Origin of the sequence: Streptomyces sp. NPDC091377, from assembly GCF_044757045.1 — a bacterium.
Taxonomy (GTDB): Bacteria; Actinomycetota; Actinomycetes; order Streptomycetales; family Streptomycetaceae; genus Streptomyces.
Genome location: NZ_JBIVUE010000001.1, coordinates 708,482 through 727,337 on the forward strand (window position 1 = coordinate 708,482; position 18,856 = coordinate 727,337).

An 18,856-nucleotide genomic window follows, 5' to 3' on the forward strand; every position below is an offset into this window, starting at 1 on the left:
GCACGTCAGATTGCGCTTCAACGTGTGGCGCGTCACCGATGTGACAGCAAGGTGCCCCGCGAGGTGCCCTGGGGCTCGGGTGCCGGGTGGGGCTCCCCTGTCGCGTTGGGTGGTGAAGGGGAGCCCCGGTGGGACGGCCGGCTGCTGGGTCAGCTTTCGTCCTCGTCCTCGTCCTGCGCGTGCGGGGCGGCGGGTCGATGAGGGTTGTGTGAGGTCTCCCAGAAGTACGGGGGTGCCGGGGTTTCCTCGCTCGTTTCCCGGCGGCCTTGAATCCCGTCGCCCGTGCCGAACTCCGCCGCACCTGGTGTGAACGTGCCCGTGCCGGCGTCGTCCGTGGCTGGGGCGGTGAACGGTGAGCCCTCAGGGCCCGGGAAGGGCGAGGGCTCGGGCTCCGTGGTGTTTCCGTCGCCCGTCGGTCCGCTCTCCGGGCCCTCGTCCCCGCTCTCGTCGGGCGTGGGGAGAAGGTTCCGCCTGATCTCCTCGGCGGCCTCGTCCAGACCGGTCATCTCCAGGCTCCGCATCACACGGTGGGTGAGCACCGTGTACTCGTCCATGTCCGGCTTCAGGCCCGCCGCGGCCAGCAACAGGAGCAGCCGGTCCGAGACCCCCACGTCCTCCTCGCGGTCGAACACCACGTCTCCCCGCCCGTGTCCGTCCCACGGTGAGTCCGCGACGGGCGGGACGAGCAGATGGCGGAAGAGTTCGGGCACCTCCTCGTCGTTGGCCGCCGCCGCGATCCGGGCGAGCGGGCCGATCATCTCGACCGCCTTCTCGATCTCGTTCTCGTGACGGGTCAGCCACCACACCACCGCGCTGCCCGCGCTCTTGAGGACGTCGTCACCGAGGTAGCGACGCTTGTTGCGCTCGTGCTGACGCTCGGACTCCCAGACCTCCTCGTCCTTGCGAAGGTCGTTCAACTTCCGCAGACGCTCGCGGTCGGCGGGGGCGAGGGTCAGTGTCACATCGGCCGCCAGCGCCTTCACCCGCCCGCTCCGGTCCGGGAGCGGGACGCCCAGTTCCCCGTCCAGGAGATAGCGCGCGAAGCCGGCCCGGCCGGGTTCCTCGTGGCGGACGACAGCCAGGGCCCGGCTCATGACGGAGGACACGGCAAGGGCCGGGAAAGCGCCGTCGGACCGTTCCGTGTGCTCGGGGAACGGCCGCCACCAGACCGTGGCGGAGAAGAGGAAGTCGTAGCCGGCCGCCGCGCTCGGCAGGGCCGCGTCGACCACCCGCGTCTCCTGGTACGGCTGCTCGGTCGGCGCCGCGGGCGGCTCGGGTTCCCCGGGCTCGTCGGGCTCGGCCGACGCGCCTCCACCGCTGAGGACCGTCATCACGAGCAGCAGGGAACCGGAGATCGTGACCATGGACACGAAGCCCCACAGCCACATCGACCAGTGCAGGGAGTTTCCGAGTACAGCCGGTGCGAGGCCGCAGAGAGCGACGAACAGCAGGCTGGGAAAGCGGTGCTTCATCGTGCCTCTTCCGTGGTCCGTGGTCCGGCGCCGGCCCGGTCCGCACTCCCGGCGCGGGCGTACTGCGCTTGGTCGATGTGCCGCCAGAAGCGTGCGGCGACGGGCGCCCGGGACGCGTGGGGCCCGGGCCTCGCCCAGTCGTAGGCGATGGAGTACAGGCGGTGCAGGGCGGCCGGGCGGCCGTGCGTCGCCCGGACCAGCACACCCAGCGCCATTTCCCGCGTACTGTCGCGGGCCACGGCGTTCAGCCAGCTGTTCACCAGCGGCTTCCAGTGCTCCGTCGGCGGCAGGGAGAGAACCGCCTCCCAGCCCAGGAACAGGTCCGGCCACCGCGGAGGGTCCGGTGCCCGGTCGCTTCTCAACAGCTCCGCGAGCAAACGAAGATGGGGCTCCGCCCTGCGTGGATCTCGATGGGTCCGTTCCCGCACCCGGTCGATGAGCAGTCGGTAGAGCCGGCCGTCGCGGCGGGCGAGGTCGAAGAGTGCCTCCTGGGCCTCGCGCGCCGCCTCACCCGTCCGTACGGCGAGATGATGGAGCCGCACCATCGCCTGATCCGGGTGGGTCGCGCCGAGGCTCTGGACACACACCACGGTCAGGGCGCGGACGAGACCGTCCGACAAGGAACCGGATCTCGCGCAGTCGTTCATCCGCCTGCGGAACCATCCCCCGAACCGCTCGTGGCTCAGACCGAGTTCGAGGGCCGCCACGGCCCGAGGGTCGCAGGACGCCCCGGTCGCGCTGTCCGCCCAGCGGACCACAAGGTCGAAGAGGTGGTCGGGCCGCCCGACGGCCAGAGACTGCTTGCCGAAGCGGACGACGACGTTCACCCGATCGTCGGTGGTCAGACCACGGAGCCCGGCACCCTCGCCGACCCAGTCCCTGAGGTCGTGGCGTAACCCGGGGAAGTTCGTCCAGAAGTACGTCCGTACCGCGTCCGCGTAGGCCAGCCGCTCGAAGCGGAGCGGCCCGTCCGGGGCCCGCTCGATCCCGAGGGCGGCCAGTCGCTCACCGAAGTCCGTCCGCGCCAGCTCGGTCGTCGCCTCTTCCTCGTGCCGCACTGTCCTCATCAGGCCGTGCCACGCCTCGTACACGGTGTCGGCCCCGGCCTCCTCGAACATCGCCGTCGCGAGCAGCAGGGCCCGCTCGGGCGCGGTGCGGGCCGCGGCCACCTGGCGGCCCACCTCATGGGCGCGGTCGGTCACCGCGTGCATCGCCTGGTCGAGCCATCCCGCGAAGTCGGCACCGAACCGGCCGCTGTCCCGAGCGGTCCTCACCAGCCCCGCGAGCCGTGCCAGTTCCCGCATGGGGGAGCGGTCGCACAGACGCTGGAGGTCGGCACTCCCCAGGTCCGCCGCGCGAAAGACCATCCGGTCCATACGGAGGTACCGGGTGACGACGGCGACCCCCCGTGGGCGCCCCAGCGTCACCGTGTGCGGTTCGAGGTCCGGCACGTGGGCGTGCTCCAGTCCCGACGGCAGGACGACGACCAGATGGGCTCCCGCCTCCTGGACCTGCGACCGGCGCACTGCCAGGCGGTGCTGGGCTGCGGCGTACGTCTCCTCGTCGGTGACCCCGGAGAGGTCGAGGAGGTAGCGGTCCCCCTGACCGGGGGCGAAAGGTTCCTCGTCCTTGTCCGTCGCGGGAAGCTCCTCGAACCGGACGCCGTCCTCGTCGGCGCCCCCCTCCTCACCGAGCCCGTGCAGCAGCATGATCGCCGCGGCACGCCGGCCGCTACCGGGCGGAGCCCCCAGCAGCACCACCGATCCGGGCTTCTCCAGGCGGTCGACGGCGACGCGATAGCCCACCGGCGGAACGAACCGGTCGGCCAGCCGCATCCGGTCCTCGTGGATGATCGGAAGGGGTCCCACCCTCTTGCGGATCACGCGATCCGTGCCGATGCCGTAGAAGATGTACTGGGATCCCACGCCGTTGTTCACCGGGCCACGCGCATCGTTGAGGGTGACCCGGTCCCGCTCGGTCATCGTCTGCCGTCCGAGGGCCGGCGCTCGCGCTCGAAGCGCTGGTGGACCGCTCCGCTGTTGTCGCCCGCGGTGAACTGGACCCCGGTGTTGTCGCCCTCGAAATGGGGCGCGTTGTACTGGTGGCCCCGACCGGTGTTCACGGGCCCCTGCGGTTCGTTGACGAAGGTGCCGGACAGATCGCCGTTGAGGCTTCCGACGCCGCCGCGCACGCGCTGCTCGACGTCGCGCATGCGCATCCTGGCGTTCTCGGCGTCCCTGCCGTGCCGGACCGACTTCTTGCGTGACGCCGCCTCCGCCCGCTCCCGCGCCTGATGCGCGTTGCGGTCCACTGCGCCCAGCTCGGGCAGCAGACGGGCGAGGGCGTCGCCGAGCGCCGCCAGATCAGTCTCGGCGTTGCGGTGGTCGAACCGCCTGTACTGGTAGTCCGCCAGCTCCCGCAGGTCGTCCGGGAGGACGGCGCGGTCGATCCGCGTCGCTCTTCCGACGAGCACCGGGATCACCAGGATCCCGCGCTCCAGCGCGGTGCGGATCTCCCGACGGGTCCAGTCCTGCTCGTTCTCCAGGGTGAATCGGCCGCTGGCTCTCTGTACCTCTGACCAGCGTCGGCCGATCACGGCGAGTAGCGCCTCGCACTGCTCCACCGCCGTGATCAGTCCCGTCGGGAAGCGGTGCCCGGGCTCGATCGAGTGGCTGGCGAAGAAGATCCGCTCGCTGCCGAACCGCCGGGCGAGCTCCCGGGCGATCATGGTGGCGGTGGATTCCTCGTCTCCCGTGCGGTAGTTGACGAAGACGTCGGGCATGAAGGTTCCCTTCGTGAGAGAAAGACGGAAGGCGGGGCGAAACGGGTACGAGTCGGAGGGCTGTTGACCCGGAATCCGAGGTCCCGGCTTCGCTCTGGCTCATGAAGTCCCCACCGTGCGACGGCATGGCGCGTCCTCGGGAGGGCGTACGGGTGGAGAGGAGCGGCCCGGTGTCGCTGGTCGCGAGCAGCTCGAAGAAGCCGGAGGCATGGTGGGGCACGCCGGACGGGAACAGCGCGTTCCGCCGGGGATTGCGGGAACCGAAGGGCTGGAGGGATGAGGCGGCCCGTCGAGCCGGACGGCTTGAGGCAGCGTCAGCCGTGCACGGGGGCAAGGACTCGTGCCAGTGCCAGTTGCATCGCATACGTTTCGGCTGCTCTGGAACCGTGACACTTCCTGCGCGAAGCGCCGGAGGGTGCTGTTCACCGTCGGCGAGGGCACGGCCGGCATCACCCTCATGAGCTTCTCGGCAATCGCGCACGCGTGCTCGACCTTCCGGAGGCGCGCCCCGCCAAGGCTGTGGAGACAGTCGCGTTCGTCATCGACGAGCGTGTGTCCCTGTGCCTCATGCTGGGCCGCGCGTCCTGATACATGGCGGGAGTTCGTCGTTCTGGGCCTGGCGGGCCAGGGCGACGGGACCACGGCGTCGGCCGCTTTGAGCGTGATCAGGGTGCGTCGCACGAGAACGCAGGAACGGAGGACGGATCTCCGCGCGGCGCAGGTCAGTTCGACGGCATCACCGGCCAAGCCGAGCGCCGAGCGGTGTTCCCGACACCCTTGGCCATCCAGCCGGTGAACTCCGCGAATCGTGAGGCGAACAGGAGCGCGGGGGTCCCGGTGGCGGACGAGGTGCCGACGGCAGAGGGGCCTGAGGCCGAGTTTCAGGCCGGGGTCGATCAGCGGCCCCGTACCCGAGGCGAGGACCGCCCTACGCGCGACGAACCGGGGACCGGGCAGCGAAAGTGTCCTCCGGCAGTCACCTCAGGGCCGGCCAGTGAGCCCAACCGCCTCGGCCACACCCTTCTTCGAGTCACCCCCGGGTGAGTCTGGCGAGGTACGCGTCAAGCGGCTGAAGACGCTCGACCTCCCGGCCCCCGGGGTCCCACCACCGCATCGCGCAGATCTCCTCGTCGGGCCGGAAGACGGAAGGCGTACCGCCCCGTACCCGTCCGCTGAACAGCGCCCCGTACTCGGCACGCAGATCGGGCGCCAGGATGAAGCGCGCGAAGCCGACGAACCGCAACAGGCCCTCCGGGACCTGGCCCGACTCCTCCAGCAGCTCCCTCTCCGCCGCCTCCCGCGCGCTCTCGCCCGGGTCGATCAGGCCGCCGGGCAGTTCCCAGCAGCGGCGGAAGCGGTTGAACACCAGGAGGACGTGATCGCCCCGCCACAGGGACACCAGCGCGAGGGGCGTGGGGGCGTCCTGCGGCGGTGGGTGCTCCCCGGGGGCCGCCAGGAAGCTGATGAGCGCGTTGCCGTGGCTGTCGACGGCCAGAGGAGTAGGCATGCTCCATGCTGACCCAGGGCCCCGTCACCCCCTCCCCGTAACCAGCCGGCAAGCCTCCGCGTACCCCCGTACCAGCGCCCGCCGGCCCTCCTCCTTCCGCCAGGCCAGGGCGTACTGGCTCGGGCTCAGGCCCGTCACCGGGCGGGTGACGACGCCGCCGAGGGTGATCAGGGGGGCGTTGCCCGTGGCGACCAGGCAGATGCCCAGGCCGGCGACCAGGGCCTCGTACGTCTCCTCCGTGCTGGCGATCTCCGCACCGATGCGCGGCGCTGCGGCGCGGGCGTCCAGGGCGAGCCAGTAGTCGCGCAGCCGGCCCGCGCTGCGCGGCAGGGCGAGGAACGGCTCGTCGGCGATATCGGCGAAGGCCACCTCGGGCCGGGCGGCCAGGGGGTGGCTCTCCGGCAGCGCTATCAGGCGGGGCTCCTCCGCCACCACCGTCCACCCGTACCGCTCCTGCTGCCGCAGCGGCAGCCAGACGAAGGCCACGTCCGTGTCGCCGTCCGCGAGCCCGGCGCTCGGGTCGTCCCAGCTGATCTGCCGCAGCCGTACGGTCGCCTCGGGATGCGCCGCCGTGAAGCGGGAGCGGATCGCGGGGAGCAGCCCGCCCCGGCCCGGACTGGTGCTCATCCCCACGACCAGCGTGCTGCGCTGCGCCGCGCGCGCCTCCTCGACCGCCGCCGCCCCCCGCGCCCAGGCGTCCAGCACCCGCCGGGCGTGCGGCAGCAGCGCCTCTCCGGCGGGGGTGAGCGTCACGCCCTGGGGATCGCGCCGGAACAGGTCCACGCCGAGTTGCCGCTCCAGCGCGCGGATCTGTTTGCTGAGCGCGGGCTGGGAGACGTACAGCCGTTCGGCGGCACGTGTGAAGTGCAGTTCCTCGGCGACCGCGACGAAGTAGCGCAGGTCACGGCCGTGGACGTCCGGTGTCATAACCATGGGTTATCACGCTAGATCTTGGACGTCCCTCCCCGCCACGGGCACGCTGGATGTCAAGAGCTGGGAAGCCAGGACCAGAGGTCGAAGACCAGGCTCAAGAACCGGAGGGCCGAGATGAACAAGGTGTGGTTCGTGACGGGCGCCAGCAGCGGTTTCGGACGCGCTCTCACCGAGGCGGCCCTGGAGGACGGCGACGTGGTGATCGGGGCCGCGCGCCGGGCGGAGGCGCTGGACGACCTGGTGGCCGCCCACCCCGACCAGATGGAGGCGCTCGTCCTCGATGTCACCGACACCCAGGCCGCCGAGGAGGCCGTCCGGGACGTGGTGATCCGCCACGGCCGGATCGACGTCCTGGTCAACAACGCCGGCCGGACCCACGTCGGCGCCCTGGAGGAGACGACCGACGACGAGTTGCGCGATCTGTTCGACGTGCATGTCTTCGGCCCGGCGACGCTGATCCGCACGGTGCTGCCGTACATGCGTGACCGCCGCACCGGTGCGATCGTGCAGATGAGCAGCATGGGCGGGCAGATGTCGTCGGCCGGGTTCGGTGCCTACAGCGCCACCAAGTTCGCCCTGGAGGGCATGTCCGAGGCGCTCGCCGACGAGGTGCGCGAGTTCGGCATCAAGGTGCTGATCGTGGAGCCCGGCGCCTTTCGGACCTCCCTCTTCCAGGGCGGGGTCGCCGGCGCCAGCGAGGACAGCGAGGTCTATCCGACGGTGACCCGGACCCGTGAGTACGTCGCCGGCGGCCACGGCACCCAGCCCGGCGACCCGGCGAAGGCCGCGACCCTCGTCCTGGCCGCGCTCGCCGCGCCGGAGACCCCGCTGCGGCTGCCGCTCGGCGAGGACGCCGTCACCGCCGTGCTCGACCACGCCGACCGGGTACGGGCCGAGGTCGCGGTCTGGGAGAAGCAGGCCCGCGACACCGCGCTGGACGGCTGAGTCCGGCTCGGCGAAGCGGAGGTGCGCTGTACCGTCAGTCAGTAATCAGTAGGTGGCAGTCCCATGGACGGCCGGTGGTCGCTCGATAGTCGCTGAATCACCGGTCAGTAGGGAAGTGCGTACGCGTCGGCCGGGGTCGTCCCCCCTCGGCCGGCGCGTCGTCATGTGGGTGGGGGGACGGCGGCCCTTCTCCCCGTCATGTCGACCGTGTGGCCCGACTGTTACGTCCGTGCACGGCCCCTTGTGCAAATCCTGTGGAGGCCGCAGTCTTTCGCCTGGCACTCCGGCGCGAGGCATGTGTTGTCATGGACCTGACATTCACGGGCATCGGCTCCTTGTGTCGCGCCACCCCCACATCGGCGCACCACCGAATGAGGAGAACCCTCCAGATGGCAGTGATGCGTACTCCCCACCGCTCCACCCGGCGAAGACTGACGGCGATCAGCGCGTTCGCCTCGGCGGCCCTCGCCGCCGGACTGGTCTCCGCGCTTCCCGCCGGCGCGGCCCCCGCCGCCGAGGGGAAAATCCAGTACGAGGGCGCGGCCAACGCCGTGGACGGCAGCTTCATCGTCACCCTGAAGGCGGACCGGGCCCGTTCCGGCTCGGCCGCGGGCCAGGCGATCGCGAAGAAGTACGGCGCCAGCATCGAGCGCACCTACCGGAAGGCCCTCAACGGCTACGAGGTCGAGGCCACCGACGCCGAGGCCAAGCGGCTCGCGGCCGACCCGGCCGTCGCCTCCGTCGTGCAGAACCGCACCTATCGCGTCGCCGCGACCCAGCCCAACCCGCCCTCCTGGGGCCTGGACCGCATCGACCAGCGCAACCTCCCGCTGAACAACTCGTACACCTACCCGGACCACGGCGGGCAGGGCGTCACCGTGTACGTCATCGACACCGGCGTACGGATCACGCACAGCGACTTCGGCGGACGCGCGAGCTACGGCTACGACGCGATCGACAACGACAACACCGCCCAGGACGGCCACGGCCACGGCACCCATGTCGCCGGCACGGTCGCGGGCACCGCCTACGGTGTCGCCAAGCGCGCCAACGTCGTCGGCGTACGGGTGCTCAACAACTCCGGGTCCGGTACGACCGCCCAGGTCGTCGCCGGGATCGACTGGGTCGCCCGCAACGCGGTCAAGCCCGCCGTCGCCAACATGTCCCTCGGCGGCCCCGCCGACACCGCGCTCGACACCGCCGTACGCAACGCGGTCGCCTCCGGGGTCACGTTCGCCGTCGCGGCGGGCAACGAGTCCACCGACGCCTCCACCCGCTCGCCCGCCCGCGTCGCCGAGGCGATCACCGTCGGCGCCACCACCTCCACCGACGCGCGCGCCAGCTACTCCAACTACGGCACCATCCTCGACCTGTTCGCGCCGGGCTCCTCCATCACCTCCGCCTGGAACACCAACGACACCGCCACCAGCACCATCTCCGGTACGTCGATGGCGTCCCCGCACGTGGCCGGAGCGGCGGCGCTCCACCTGGCCGCCAACCCGACGGCCACGCCCGCCCAGGTCTCCTCGGCGCTGACCGCCGCGGCCACCCCGAACGTGGTCACCAACCCGGGCACCGGCTCCCCGAACCGGCTGCTCTACGTCGGCAGCGACACCCCCAACCCGCCCGGACCGCGGTTCGAGAACACCGGTGACTACGCGATCGCCGACAACTCCACCGTGGACTCCCCGGTGACGGTCTCCGGCGTCAGCGGCAACGCGCCCGCCTCCCTCGCCGTCGAGGTGCACATCGTGCACACCTACATCGGTGACCTCCAGGTCCAGCTCATCGCCCCGGACGGCACGGCGTACACCCTCAAGGCGTACGGCACCGGCGGCAGCGCGGACAACATCGACACCACGTACGCGGTGAACGCCTCCTCGGAGGCCGCCAACGGCACCTGGCGGCTGAGGGTCAGCGACAACGCCGCGGCGGACGTCGGCCGCATCGACGCCTGGGCCCTCCAGTTCTGAACCCCGCCCCGCGCGCGGTGACCCCGCGCCGGTGAGCGGCGCCCGAACCCCCCGAACCGCCCTCGTCCCCGCCGACGGACCCGGAGCCCCGGACCGCGGCGGGGACGAGACACGTCACGGACCGCCGACACAGACACAGACACCGATACGGGCAGGGGCACGGGCACGGGCACGGGTCCGTGCCTGCGCGGCGGGGGCTGTCCTGAATGGGCGGGTTCCTCACCCGTGTTCCGCCCCCGTGTGCCCGCCGCTTAGGATGCCCCTCCCGCGCGTCCCGTCGCGGACCCCCCGAGTCGCCAGAGCCAGGAGCACGGCCCACGTGTCCATACCCCCGCCGCCCCCGCCCCCGGGGCCGGGCCCGCAGCAGCCGCAGGGTCCGTATCCGCCGCCTCTCGGGCCGTACCAGCAGCAGCCCTGGACGCCGTACCCGCCGCAGCGGCCCTCCCTCAACGCGCTCGCCGTGGCCGCGCTGGTTCTCGGCGTCCTCTGCCTGGTGCCCGGGGTGGGACTCGTCCTCGGTCTGATCGCGCTGGCGCAGATCCGGCGCAAGGGCGAGCGCGGCAAGGGCATGGCGATCGCCGGGGTGTCGCTGTCGACGGTGGGCCTGGTGCTGTGGGCGCTGTTCTTCACCACGGGGGCGTCCTCGGACTTCTGGGACGGCGTCAAGGACGGGGTGCGCGAGAACAGCACGCTGTACGTCGCCACCGGCGAATGCTTCAACACCCCCGACGGCACGTCCGAGGGGGTGATGTACGACGTCGAGGAGGTGCCGTGCGCGGACCGGCACGAGGGCGAGGTGTTCGCCACCGTCACCCTGCCCGAGGGCGGGTTCCCCGGCGACGCGCGGGTCGCGGAGATCGCCGAGGACCGCTGCTACGCGCTCCAGAGCGACTACGCCATGGACACCTGGGCGGTGCCGGACCACGTGGACGTGTACTACCTGGTGCCGATCCGCAGCAGTTGGTCCCTCGGGGACCGGGAGATCACCTGCTTCTTCGGCCATACGAAGAGCGGCGGCACGCTCACCGGCTCGCTGCGGGCCGACGCGACCACGCTGGACCAGGACCAGGTGGCCTTCGTGGAATCCGAACTGCCGGTGATCGAGGCGCTGGACTCGGTCCCGGAGGAGGAGTACGTCGAGGACGATCTGCCGGGCCACAAGGAGTGGGCGGGGCGGATCGAGACGGCGCTGGGCGACCAGATCGAGCGGCTGGAGGAGCACGCCTGGTCGGGCACCGCCGACGGACCGGTCACCGAACTCCTGGCCGACCTGCGCTCGGCGCGCGAGGAGTGGGGCGCGGCGGCGGACGCGCGGGACGCCGACACCTACTACGTCCATATGGACAAGGGGTTCGTGCTGACCGATCCGGAGCGGTCGGTACCGGCGCGTGAGGCGCTGGGGCTGTCGACCGAGCCGCCCTTCGAGGGTGAGGGCGGCGGCGAGGGTGACGGCGGGGGCGGCTCCGGGGGTGACGGGAGCGGCTCCGGGGGCGGCGGGGGCGCGGGCGACTTCGAGGTATGACCGGCGCCATAGCGGGGAGAGGCGCCCGCGTAAAGCCTGCCCAGCCGCCATGTCATCACATCGAGTGATTCTCTGGCCTTTGCTTGCATGGCGGAACCCACGGTTGCCACGCTGTTGCTGTCTGTACAACCTGATGGGAGCGGCTAGTGACATTCGGTGAGCAGCCGGCGTATCTGCGTGTCGCGGGTGATCTCCGCAAGAAGATCGTGGACGGACAGCTGCCCCCGCACACCCGGCTGCCGTCGCAGGCCCGCATCCGCGAGGAGTACGGCGTCTCGGACACGGTCGCGCTGGAGGCCCGCAAGGTGCTGATGGCCGAGGGCCTGGTCGAGGGCCGCTCGGGCTCCGGGACGTACGTCCGCGAGCGCCCCGTGCCCCGCCGCATCGCCCGCTCCGGCTACCGCGGCGGCAGCGGGGCCACGCCCTTCCGGCAGGAGCAGGCAGACGCCGGGGCGCGCGGCACCTGGGAGTCGGGCAGTGTGCAGACCGAGGCGAGCGGGGCCATCGCCGAGCGGCTCGGGGTCGAGCCGGGCGACCGGGTGATGTGCACGAAGTACGTGTACCGGGAGGCGGGGGAGCCGATGATGCTCTCCACCTCCTGGGAGCCCCTCGCCGTCACCGGCCGGACACCGGTGATGCTGCCCGAGGAGGGGCCGCTGGGCGGGATGGGCGTGGTCGAGCGGATGGCCGCCATCGATGTCGTCGTGGACAACGTCACCGAGGAGGTCGGCGCCCGCCCCGGCCTCGCCGAGGAACTACTCGCCCTGGGGGGTGTTCCCGGCCATGTCGTGATCGTCGTCCAGCGCACGTTCTACGCGTCCGGGCGGCCGGTCGAGACGGCGGACGTGGTGATCCCCGCGGACCGCTACCGGGTGGCGTACCACTTGCCCGTGAGATAGCGGACGGCCCGGGAAATCGGGCGCGTCGGCCGTACGGCCCCGCTCCGCGCGGGTGTTCCCCGCGCCCGGCGCGCTCCCGGAGTCGAGGTGCGCTCCCGGAGAACCGGCGCACGCCGTCGCGCAAGACCGCGTGTGGCGTTGGCCGATCGGGGGGTGTGGTGCGTACGGCTGTGCCTCGGATGTCTGCGCAGGTCGTGGGCGCGGAACCGGGGTCGCTCATCCGATGGGGGCTCGGGTGCGCGCGGACGGCGCGTTTTATGGCGTGCGCCCCCTGTGGTCTGGCTGGTTGCGTACCTCGTTGTGAAAAGCCGTATTCGCTGCGTGAAGGTAAGGCGTACGCTCGGGCATATGCGGACTGCGGTTTCCTCATCGGGTGGGGCGCACAAGGGGACGCGCGCGGGGGCCGGGCGCGTCGCGGCGGAAGGGAGCGGTGGGGGGCGATGAACGACGGCACGGTCACGTATCCTTGGCTCGTCATACGGCAGGACGACAACGGCAACCGCTACCGCGTGGGGCGCTACACCACCCGCGCCGAGGCCCAGCAGATCGCCGACCGCCTGGACGACCGCGGACACAAGCAGCTCTACTTCGTGGAACGCGTCCCCGGCCCCAACGGCACGGCGAACGAACCGGGCTGACGCCGGATCGCGCAGAACCCCTGCCCCCTCCCCGCCGGCTCACGGATCCGGGTCGCGCGGTCCGTACGGTCCGTAGGGTCCTCCGTGGAAGTTCGTGGAGTGTGCCCGGTCCTCCCATGGAGTCCGTGGAGTGTGCGCAGTCCGTGCCGCCCGTGCCGCCCCTGCCGCCCTCCGTGGAGTGCGTGCGGTCCGTACGGGTGTCCGCCGCCCCGTACCCCGGCCCGCCTGCCGCCGACGCACCCCCGGGCCGTACCCCTCGGTACCCCTCGGCCGGGACGTCGTCCCGTAGGCTCCCGCGCATGCGTGAAAAGGTCGTTGTCGTCGGGGCCGCTCTGTACGACGAGGGGCGGTTGCTCGCCGCGCGGCGCAGTGCGCCGGTCGAGTTGGCCGGGGGCTGGGAGCTGCCGGGCGGCAAGGTCGAGCGCGGGGAGGCGGCCGAGGCGGCGCTGGTACGGGAGTTGCGCGAGGAACTGGGCGTCGACGCCCAGGTCGGTGAGCGGGTTCCCGGGGAGTGGCCGCTGAGGGCGCCCTACGTGTTGCAGGTGTGGACGGCGCGGCTGCTGCCGGGCTCGCCGGGCCCCGAGCCGCTGGAGGACCACGACGACCTGCGCTGGCTGAACCCGGACGAGGTCTGGGACGTGGACTGGCTGGAGCAGGACGTGCCCGCGGTCCGGGCCGCCGTCGAGTGGGGCGCGGCGGGCGCATCCCGCTGACCCCGGCCGGACCCGGGGCGCATTTTTCGGCGCACGGACCCTGGCGCGACCCCCGGGGCCACGCGCCGCTTACGCCCTCGGTGCCTCGGTGCGCTGACCGCTTCCTTACCCGAGTCTCAGATTCGATGGCGATATTCCACCCCTGATTTCGGGTATGTGCCTATTAATCCCATGAAACCCGGCATTCATGGGCTCGCGGTCTGGGAAGTGATCGGTGTGATCGACACCGAAGGTGACTGTGCCGAGTGGACCTTCGCCGCGGACCCGGGCGCGGTGCGCGTCGCCCGTGCCAAGGTCCGTGACCAATTGGACGGCTGGGCGCTGGAAAGCCTCAGCGACATCACGGCGCTGCTGGTCAGCGAGCTGGTGACCAACGCGCTGCGGCATGCCCACGGCCCCGTCGGACTGCGGCTGACTCGTCGCCCCGGTCCGCCCGAGGTGCTTCTCGTGGAGGTCTCCGACTCCCTCCCGGACCTCCCCACCGAGAAGGTGCCCGCCCCCGAGGACGAGAGCGGACGGGGGCTGCTTCTGGTCGCGTCCTCCGCCCGCAGATGGGGCACACGCCCTGACGACAGCGGTAAGACCGTGTGGTTCGAACTGGCGGTACCGGGGTGAATCGGGTGTACATCCGGGGCGCCCCTGTTCCGCATCTGGTTCAGGCCACTGGCGGTTGTCGCGGAGCGTGGTTCGATGGCGTGTCCGCTGGTTAGAAGACTGGAAGTGTTCATGCTGCACGGGCCGAAAAGCACCCGGACCGTGCTGTGATCGTGAACACCGTGTGTTGCGGCCCCGTAGTGCTGGATACTGCGGGCAGCCGCCGCCGGTGACCGGTGCCGGACGCGGTGAGCTGGAGGGGACGGTTCGCGTGAGCGAGATACCAGCGAAGGCCACGGGGGCCGAGGACCCGTCGCACGGCGCGGGGTGGACTGCCGCACAGGCACCGTCCCGCCCGCTGCACGGCGCGCTCGCCCGCGGTGAGGCGCGCCCGGACGACGCCCTGTGGCAGAGCAGTCCGCCCGGCTCGATCTACGACTACATCAAGGTCGCCTCCTTCTCCATCGGCCCCGACGGGCTTGTCGATCAGTGGAGCCTGCGCGCCGAACAAGTCTTCGGCATCCCCGCCGAACGTGTGGTCGGCATGGACCCGATCGAGACGTTCATCGACCCCCGGCTGCGCGAGCGCGGTCAGCGGAAGATGGCCGAGATCCTCGATGGCCGGGAGTGGACCGGACTGGTTCCGTTCCGGGGACCGGACCGGGCCGACGGCTCGCCCGGCGCCGATGGCCTGGCCGAGGTGTATGTCATGCCGACCCGCGCGGAGAGCGGTGAGAAGGCCGCCGTGTGCATCGTGGTCGACGTCCGGGTGCTGCGGCGCATGGAGACCGACCTCGCCGCCTCACAGTCGATTTTCGGTCAATCTCCCTTCGGCTTCGTACTGATCGACACCGACTTCAGGGTCCGCCGCGCCAACGACCGCTTCGCCTCCGTCTTCGGCGGCGTCCCCGACGACCACCGCGGCCGGAGCGTCCACGACTACCTCCCGCGCCCCGAGGCCGACCGGATCGCCGCCACCCTGCGCCGGGTCCTGGAGACCGGCGAGGCCATCACCGACATGCATGTCACCGGGCACGTCCCCGGCTCCCGGGACCGCCGCCACTGGTCGGTCAACCTCTACCGGGTGCACAGCGGCACCGGCCGCCCCATCGGTATCGCCTGGCTCGGCACCGACATCACCGCCCGCCGCGCCGCCGCCCGCGAGGCCGCCGCCGCCCGGCGCAATCTCGCCCTGCTCAACGAGGCCGGCGCCCGCATCGGCAACTCCCTCGACCTGGAGACCACCGCCCGCGAACTCCTCGACGTCGTCGTCCCCGGCTTCTGCGACCTCGCCAGCGTCGACCTCTACCAAGGGCTCCTCGTCGGTGACGAGACCCCGCCCGGCCTCGCCGACGGCAGCGCCGAACTGCGCCGGGTCGCCTACGCCAGCGCCGTCGCCGACCTCCCCTTCGCCGGTACGGCCAGCCCCGTCCCGGTCGGCGCGGTCCACCACTACGCCTTCAACTCGCCCTCCGCGGACGCCCTGCGCGCCGCCCGCCCCCGCTCCGTCCCGCCCGAGGAGGGCGGCCTCGTCCAGTCCACCCTCGCCGTCCCGATGGTCGCCCACGACACCGTCGTAGGACTCGCCCAGTTCTCCCGTACGAAGGGCAGCGAGCCGTTCGGCGAACGGGACCGGGACCTCGCCGTCGAACTCGCCGCGCGCGCCGCCGTCTGTATCGACAACGCGCGCCTCTACCGCCGCGAGCACGAGCGCGCGTTGATACTGCAACGGTCCCTGCTCCCGCCCGGCGACCCGGTCGCCTCCGGACTCGACATCGCCTGCCGCTACCGGCCCGGCAACGCCTCCACCGGCCGCCCCAGCGAGGTCGGCGGCGACTGGTTCGACGTCATCGAACTGCCCGGCCACCGCACCGCGCTCGTCGTCGGTGACGTCATGGGCCGCGGACTGCGCGCCGCCGTCGCCATGGGCGAACTGCGCACCGCCGTACGCACCCTCGCCCAGCTCGACCTCGAACCCGCCGAGGTGCTCTCCCAACTGGACGAGATCGCCCGCGGCCTCGGCGCCCCCGGCGGCATCCAGCAGGCCACCCGCGCCGCCCGCCGCCACCCCCGCGAGGCCGACCTGTCCGAGGTCTACCTCGCCACCTGCGTCTACGCCGTCTACGACTCCGTCACCCGCCGCTGCACCTTCGCCAACGCCGGTCATCTGCCGCCCGTGCTGGTCGAACCCGGCGAGAGCGCGCTGATGCTCGACGTCCCGCCCGGTCTGCCGCTCGGCGTCGGCGGTGAGCCCTTCGAGGAGGTCGAGGTCGAACTCCCCGAAGGCGCGCTGCTCGCGCTCTACACCGACGGACTGGTCGAGTCCCGTGACCATCCGCTGGACGAGGGGCTCCAGGCGTTCGTCGGCGCGCTCACCGACCCCTCCCGCCCACTGGAGGACGTCTGCGACCACGTCCTCGGCACCCTCGACAGCCACCACGGGGAGGACGACATCGCCCTCCTCATGGCCCGGGTCCAGGGGCTGCCGACCGAGTCCGTCGGCGACTGGACGCTGCCGCGCGAGCCGCGCAGTGTGGGCCGCGCGCGGGAGTACGCGCGGGCGCAACTGCTCAGCTGGGACATGGAAGCGCTGGTCGACACCGCCGAGTTGCTGGTCAGTGAGCTGGTGACGAACGCTCTGCGGTACGGCGAGGGGGAGATCCGGCTCAGGCTGCTGCTGGACCGGACGCTGGTGTGCGAGGTCTGGGACTCGGGGCTGGTGCAGCCGCGGCGGCGGCGGGCGCGGGACACCGACGAGGGGGGGCGGGGGTTGCAGCTGGTCGGGTTGCTGTCCGCGGCGTGGGGCTCGCGGCGGACCCCCCGGGGGAAGACGGTGTGGTTCGAGTTGCCGTTGCCCGACGGGGAGCACGGGGTGCTCGATCCGGCGGAGGCGTTGCTCAGTCTGTTCTAGGGGACGGTTCGTGGGGGTTGGGGGGCGGGGGAGGGTGGTGCGGGTGGTGGGCGGCTGACCGTTGTGGTGGGTGTTTGCGCAGTTCCCCGCGCCCCTGAAACGGGAGGTTGTTCGCGGCCTGGGACAAAGGGCTGGCCGTGTGGCTGGAATCGGTGGGCTTGTGGTCCGGGGACGTGGGCGGCTGACGGTCGTGGGTGGTGTTTGCGCAGTTCCCCGCGCCCCTGGTGGGGGTGGGCTGGGGTGTGACTTTGACTGTCTGCCGGGGGTGGGTTTGCGCAGTTCCCCGTGCCCCTGAGGAGGGGGTTGCTGGGAGGGTTTCAGGGAGTGGGTGGGGTTCTGCGGGCCCTTGTGCGGGGGCCGCCGTAGCTTGCCGGGGGGTCCGCGTCGGGGGTGTGGTTCAGGAGGAGACCGCCCAGGACGGCTCCGGCCACGCCCGCCGTGTGGTCGGCGGGGTCGGGGTAGGGGTTGCCGTGGCTGAGGACATCGCGTTCGGCCAGGTCGCGGGCCCGGCGCGCGGCTTCCTCGCAGGCCGGGCGGTCCGTGGCGAGCAGGCGGAACGCGCTGGCCAGCAGGGTGCGGGGGCGGGCCGAGACCGCGGCCCGGTGGGTGGACACATAGGCGTCCGCGCCCGCGAGCGCGTTACGGGCCAGCAGTTCCGCCGCCGAGGGGAGCACCCCGGAGTGTCCGTCGGCCGCCGGGACGACCGCCCGGACGACGCCGCGGAGCAGCGCCAGGGGGTCCTGGGCCGTGCCCGCCGTGAGGTTCTTCCGTACGACCGCCAGCACCGTGTCGGCATGGCCGACCCGGGCCCGTAGCTCACCGGGCGGGAGGTCCGTCGCGGTGCGCTCGCGCGCGGCGGTCAGCTCGCTCTCCGCACCGGTCAACGCGGCCGGCAGCAGGGACTCGGCGGTCCGCAGGTCCGCGGCGTGGCCGTCCACCGCGTCCAGCAGCACCGCCGCCTGGGCCGTCGCCCCCTCGGCGGCCCGGAGCCGGGCCGCGGCCCGCTCGGATTCGCCCAGGTCGGAGCGTTGACGGGCCTCGTTGAGGCGGAGCGCGGCGAAGACCAGCCGGTCCCTGGCCTGTTCCACGAACCCGGTGACCGGGGCCGTCGCGCCGGGGGAGTGGACCCGGGCGAGGTCGGTCAGGGCGGCCTCGGCCGGGGTCACCCGGGCGGTCAGCTCACGGAAGCGGGCCTCCGCCACCTCCAGCGCCGGGGCGAGCCGGGTCTCCAGCGCGCGGGCCGCGTCCAGCCCGGCCGCCTCGGCGTCCAGCAGCCGGCCGGCCTCGCCGCAGCGGCCCGCGATCCCGGTGAGCGCCTGCCGCCGGGCCGTCTCCTCCTCCGGGAGCCCGTCGTCGTAGCGCTCGCGGATCGCGAAGGCCGCCGCCAGTTCGGTCCCGGCGTGCCGCAGGGCCTTCACGAAGGGCTCGGCCGTCGCCCGGTCCCAGCCGGCGGTGGCGAAATCCAGTTCCTCACGGCTGGTGCGGACGCAGTCGTCCGCCTCGACCAGCGCCGCCGCGGCCTCGGCGTCGAGCAGCCGCGAGGGCGCGGTGGCGGGCGGGCCCGCGGCCGTGGCGGGGAGTGCCGCGCCCGGGGTCGTACGGGAGCGGGTGCGGCGGGTGCGGCGGACGTAGCCGTACGTGCCGGCCGAGACGGCGGCCACCCCCGCGATCAGCGGGAGCGCCAGGTCGGCGGTGGACGTGCCCTCGTCCCGGGCGAGCGGCCCCGGGCCCGCCCCCGGCGGGGCGTGGTGCGCCCCCGGCAGCGCCAGACACAGCCACAGCACGGCGATCACACCGCCGAGCACCGACTGCGCCAGGCGCGCGGATATATGGGCCTTGGCCCGCTTGGGCCTGCCCCGGATCAGAGAGCGCGTCACATTTCGGAGGGTATGAGGCGTGATGCGCCCCCGCGAGCGGGGTGGGGCAGCGGTGGGAGAACCGCCTGTACGGGACCTCCCCCCGCCGCC

General features: G+C 72.4%; 14 protein-coding genes. 8 read left to right on the forward strand and 6 right to left on the reverse strand.

What is annotated here, in order from left to right; translation table 11 throughout:
• Nucleotides 1-149: 149 nt before the first annotated feature.
• The 5 genes from ACIQNG_RS03170 to ACIQNG_RS03190 form a co-directional block, all read right to left on the reverse strand.
• Nucleotides 150-1,472 carry a hypothetical protein gene (locus ACIQNG_RS03170; protein WP_401482395.1) on the reverse strand — a complete coding sequence of 441 codons (1,323 nt, stop codon included), beginning with the start codon at nucleotides 1,470-1,472 and terminating at the stop codon, nucleotides 150-152.
• Nucleotides 1,469-3,454 carry a hypothetical protein gene (locus tag ACIQNG_RS03175; RefSeq protein WP_401482396.1) on the reverse strand — a complete coding sequence of 662 codons (1,986 nt, stop codon included), beginning with the start codon at nucleotides 3,452-3,454 and terminating at the stop codon, nucleotides 1,469-1,471. Before ACIQNG_RS03175 ends, ACIQNG_RS03170 begins: the two co-directional genes overlap by 4 nt.
• On the reverse strand, nucleotides 3,451-4,254 hold the full coding sequence (locus ACIQNG_RS03180; protein WP_401482397.1) for a toll/interleukin-1 receptor domain-containing protein: 804 nt from the start codon (nucleotides 4,252-4,254) through the stop codon (nucleotides 3,451-3,453). Before ACIQNG_RS03180 ends, ACIQNG_RS03175 begins: the two co-directional genes overlap by 4 nt.
• A 1,030-nt stretch (nucleotides 4,255-5,284) precedes the next feature.
• Nucleotides 5,285-5,761: an NUDIX domain-containing protein gene (locus tag ACIQNG_RS03185; RefSeq protein ID WP_401482398.1), complete on the reverse strand. Its 477-nt coding sequence runs from the start codon at nucleotides 5,759-5,761 to the stop codon at nucleotides 5,285-5,287.
• Between the two features lie 24 nt (nucleotides 5,762-5,785).
• Entirely contained in the window at nucleotides 5,786-6,688 is a 903-nt protein-coding gene (locus tag ACIQNG_RS03190; RefSeq protein WP_401482519.1) for a LysR family transcriptional regulator, read from the reverse strand.
• Between the two features lie 120 nt (nucleotides 6,689-6,808).
• On the opposite strand from ACIQNG_RS03190, the gene ACIQNG_RS03195 reads away from it, so the two are divergent.
• The 8 genes from ACIQNG_RS03195 (at nucleotide 6,809) to ACIQNG_RS03230 (ending at nucleotide 16,889) form a co-directional block, all read left to right on the forward strand.
• The gene (locus tag ACIQNG_RS03195) at nucleotides 6,809-7,639 is read left to right on the forward strand and encodes an oxidoreductase (protein WP_401429736.1); all 831 of its coding nucleotides are present in this window, start codon (nucleotides 6,809-6,811) and stop codon (nucleotides 7,637-7,639) included.
• A 389-nt stretch (nucleotides 7,640-8,028) separates the two neighbouring features.
• Nucleotides 8,029-9,612 (forward strand): S8 family peptidase, encoded by a 1,584-nt coding sequence (locus ACIQNG_RS03200; protein ID WP_401482399.1) that lies wholly within the window; start codon nucleotides 8,029-8,031, stop codon nucleotides 9,610-9,612.
• Between the two features lie 319 nt (nucleotides 9,613-9,931).
• Nucleotides 9,932-11,134: a DUF4190 domain-containing protein gene (locus tag ACIQNG_RS03205; RefSeq protein WP_401482400.1), complete on the forward strand. Its 1,203-nt coding sequence runs from the start codon at nucleotides 9,932-9,934 to the stop codon at nucleotides 11,132-11,134.
• 146 nt (nucleotides 11,135-11,280) lie between these two features.
• Nucleotides 11,281-12,033 carry a GntR family transcriptional regulator gene (locus tag ACIQNG_RS03210; protein WP_401429742.1) on the forward strand — a complete coding sequence of 251 codons (753 nt, stop codon included), beginning with the start codon at nucleotides 11,281-11,283 and terminating at the stop codon, nucleotides 12,031-12,033.
• A gap of 440 nt (nucleotides 12,034-12,473) precedes the next feature.
• Nucleotides 12,474-12,671 (forward strand): SPOR domain-containing protein, encoded by a 198-nt coding sequence (locus ACIQNG_RS03215; protein ID WP_401429744.1) that lies wholly within the window; start codon nucleotides 12,474-12,476, stop codon nucleotides 12,669-12,671.
• 299 nt (nucleotides 12,672-12,970) lie between these two features.
• On the forward strand, nucleotides 12,971-13,384 hold the full coding sequence (locus tag ACIQNG_RS03220; RefSeq protein WP_401429746.1) for a (deoxy)nucleoside triphosphate pyrophosphohydrolase: 414 nt from the start codon (nucleotides 12,971-12,973) through the stop codon (nucleotides 13,382-13,384).
• A gap of 171 nt (nucleotides 13,385-13,555) precedes the next feature.
• On the forward strand, nucleotides 13,556-13,999 hold the full coding sequence (locus tag ACIQNG_RS03225; RefSeq protein ID WP_401482401.1) for an ATP-binding protein: 444 nt from the start codon (nucleotides 13,556-13,558) through the stop codon (nucleotides 13,997-13,999).
• A gap of 250 nt (nucleotides 14,000-14,249) precedes the next feature.
• Complete coding sequence (locus ACIQNG_RS03230) at nucleotides 14,250-16,889, forward strand: SpoIIE family protein phosphatase (protein ID WP_401482402.1); 2,640 nt, start codon at nucleotides 14,250-14,252, stop codon at nucleotides 16,887-16,889.
• Between the two features lie 317 nt (nucleotides 16,890-17,206).
• On the opposite strand, the gene ACIQNG_RS03235 is transcribed toward ACIQNG_RS03230, so the two are convergent.
• The gene (locus ACIQNG_RS03235) at nucleotides 17,207-18,766 is read right to left on the reverse strand and encodes a hypothetical protein (RefSeq protein ID WP_401482403.1); all 1,560 of its coding nucleotides are present in this window, start codon (nucleotides 18,764-18,766) and stop codon (nucleotides 17,207-17,209) included.
• Nucleotides 18,767-18,856: the final 90 nt, after the last annotated feature.

Excerpts from the sequence above, each read along its gene's own strand:
- ACIQNG_RS03170 (WP_401482395.1), bottom strand. The coding sequence starts at position 1,472 with ATGAAGCACCGCTTTCCCAGCCTGCTGTTCGTCGCTCTCTGCGGCCTC.
- ACIQNG_RS03175 (WP_401482396.1), bottom strand. The coding sequence starts at position 3,454 with ATGACCGAGCGGGACCGGGTCACCCTCAACGATGCGCGTGGCCCGGTG.
- ACIQNG_RS03180 (WP_401482397.1), bottom strand. The coding sequence starts at position 4,254 with ATGCCCGACGTCTTCGTCAACTACCGCACGGGAGACGAGGAATCCACC.
- ACIQNG_RS03185 (WP_401482398.1), bottom strand. The coding sequence starts at position 5,761 with ATGCCTACTCCTCTGGCCGTCGACAGCCACGGCAACGCGCTCATCAGC.
- ACIQNG_RS03190 (WP_401482519.1), bottom strand. The coding sequence starts at position 6,688 with ATGACACCGGACGTCCACGGCCGTGACCTGCGCTACTTCGTCGCGGTC.
- ACIQNG_RS03195 (WP_401429736.1), top strand. The coding sequence starts at position 6,809 with ATGAACAAGGTGTGGTTCGTGACGGGCGCCAGCAGCGGTTTCGGACGC.
- ACIQNG_RS03200 (WP_401482399.1), top strand. The coding sequence starts at position 8,029 with ATGGCAGTGATGCGTACTCCCCACCGCTCCACCCGGCGAAGACTGACG.
- ACIQNG_RS03215 (WP_401429744.1), top strand. The coding sequence starts at position 12,474 with ATGAACGACGGCACGGTCACGTATCCTTGGCTCGTCATACGGCAGGAC.
- ACIQNG_RS03220 (WP_401429746.1), top strand. The coding sequence starts at position 12,971 with ATGCGTGAAAAGGTCGTTGTCGTCGGGGCCGCTCTGTACGACGAGGGG.
- ACIQNG_RS03225 (WP_401482401.1), top strand. The coding sequence starts at position 13,556 with ATGAAACCCGGCATTCATGGGCTCGCGGTCTGGGAAGTGATCGGTGTG.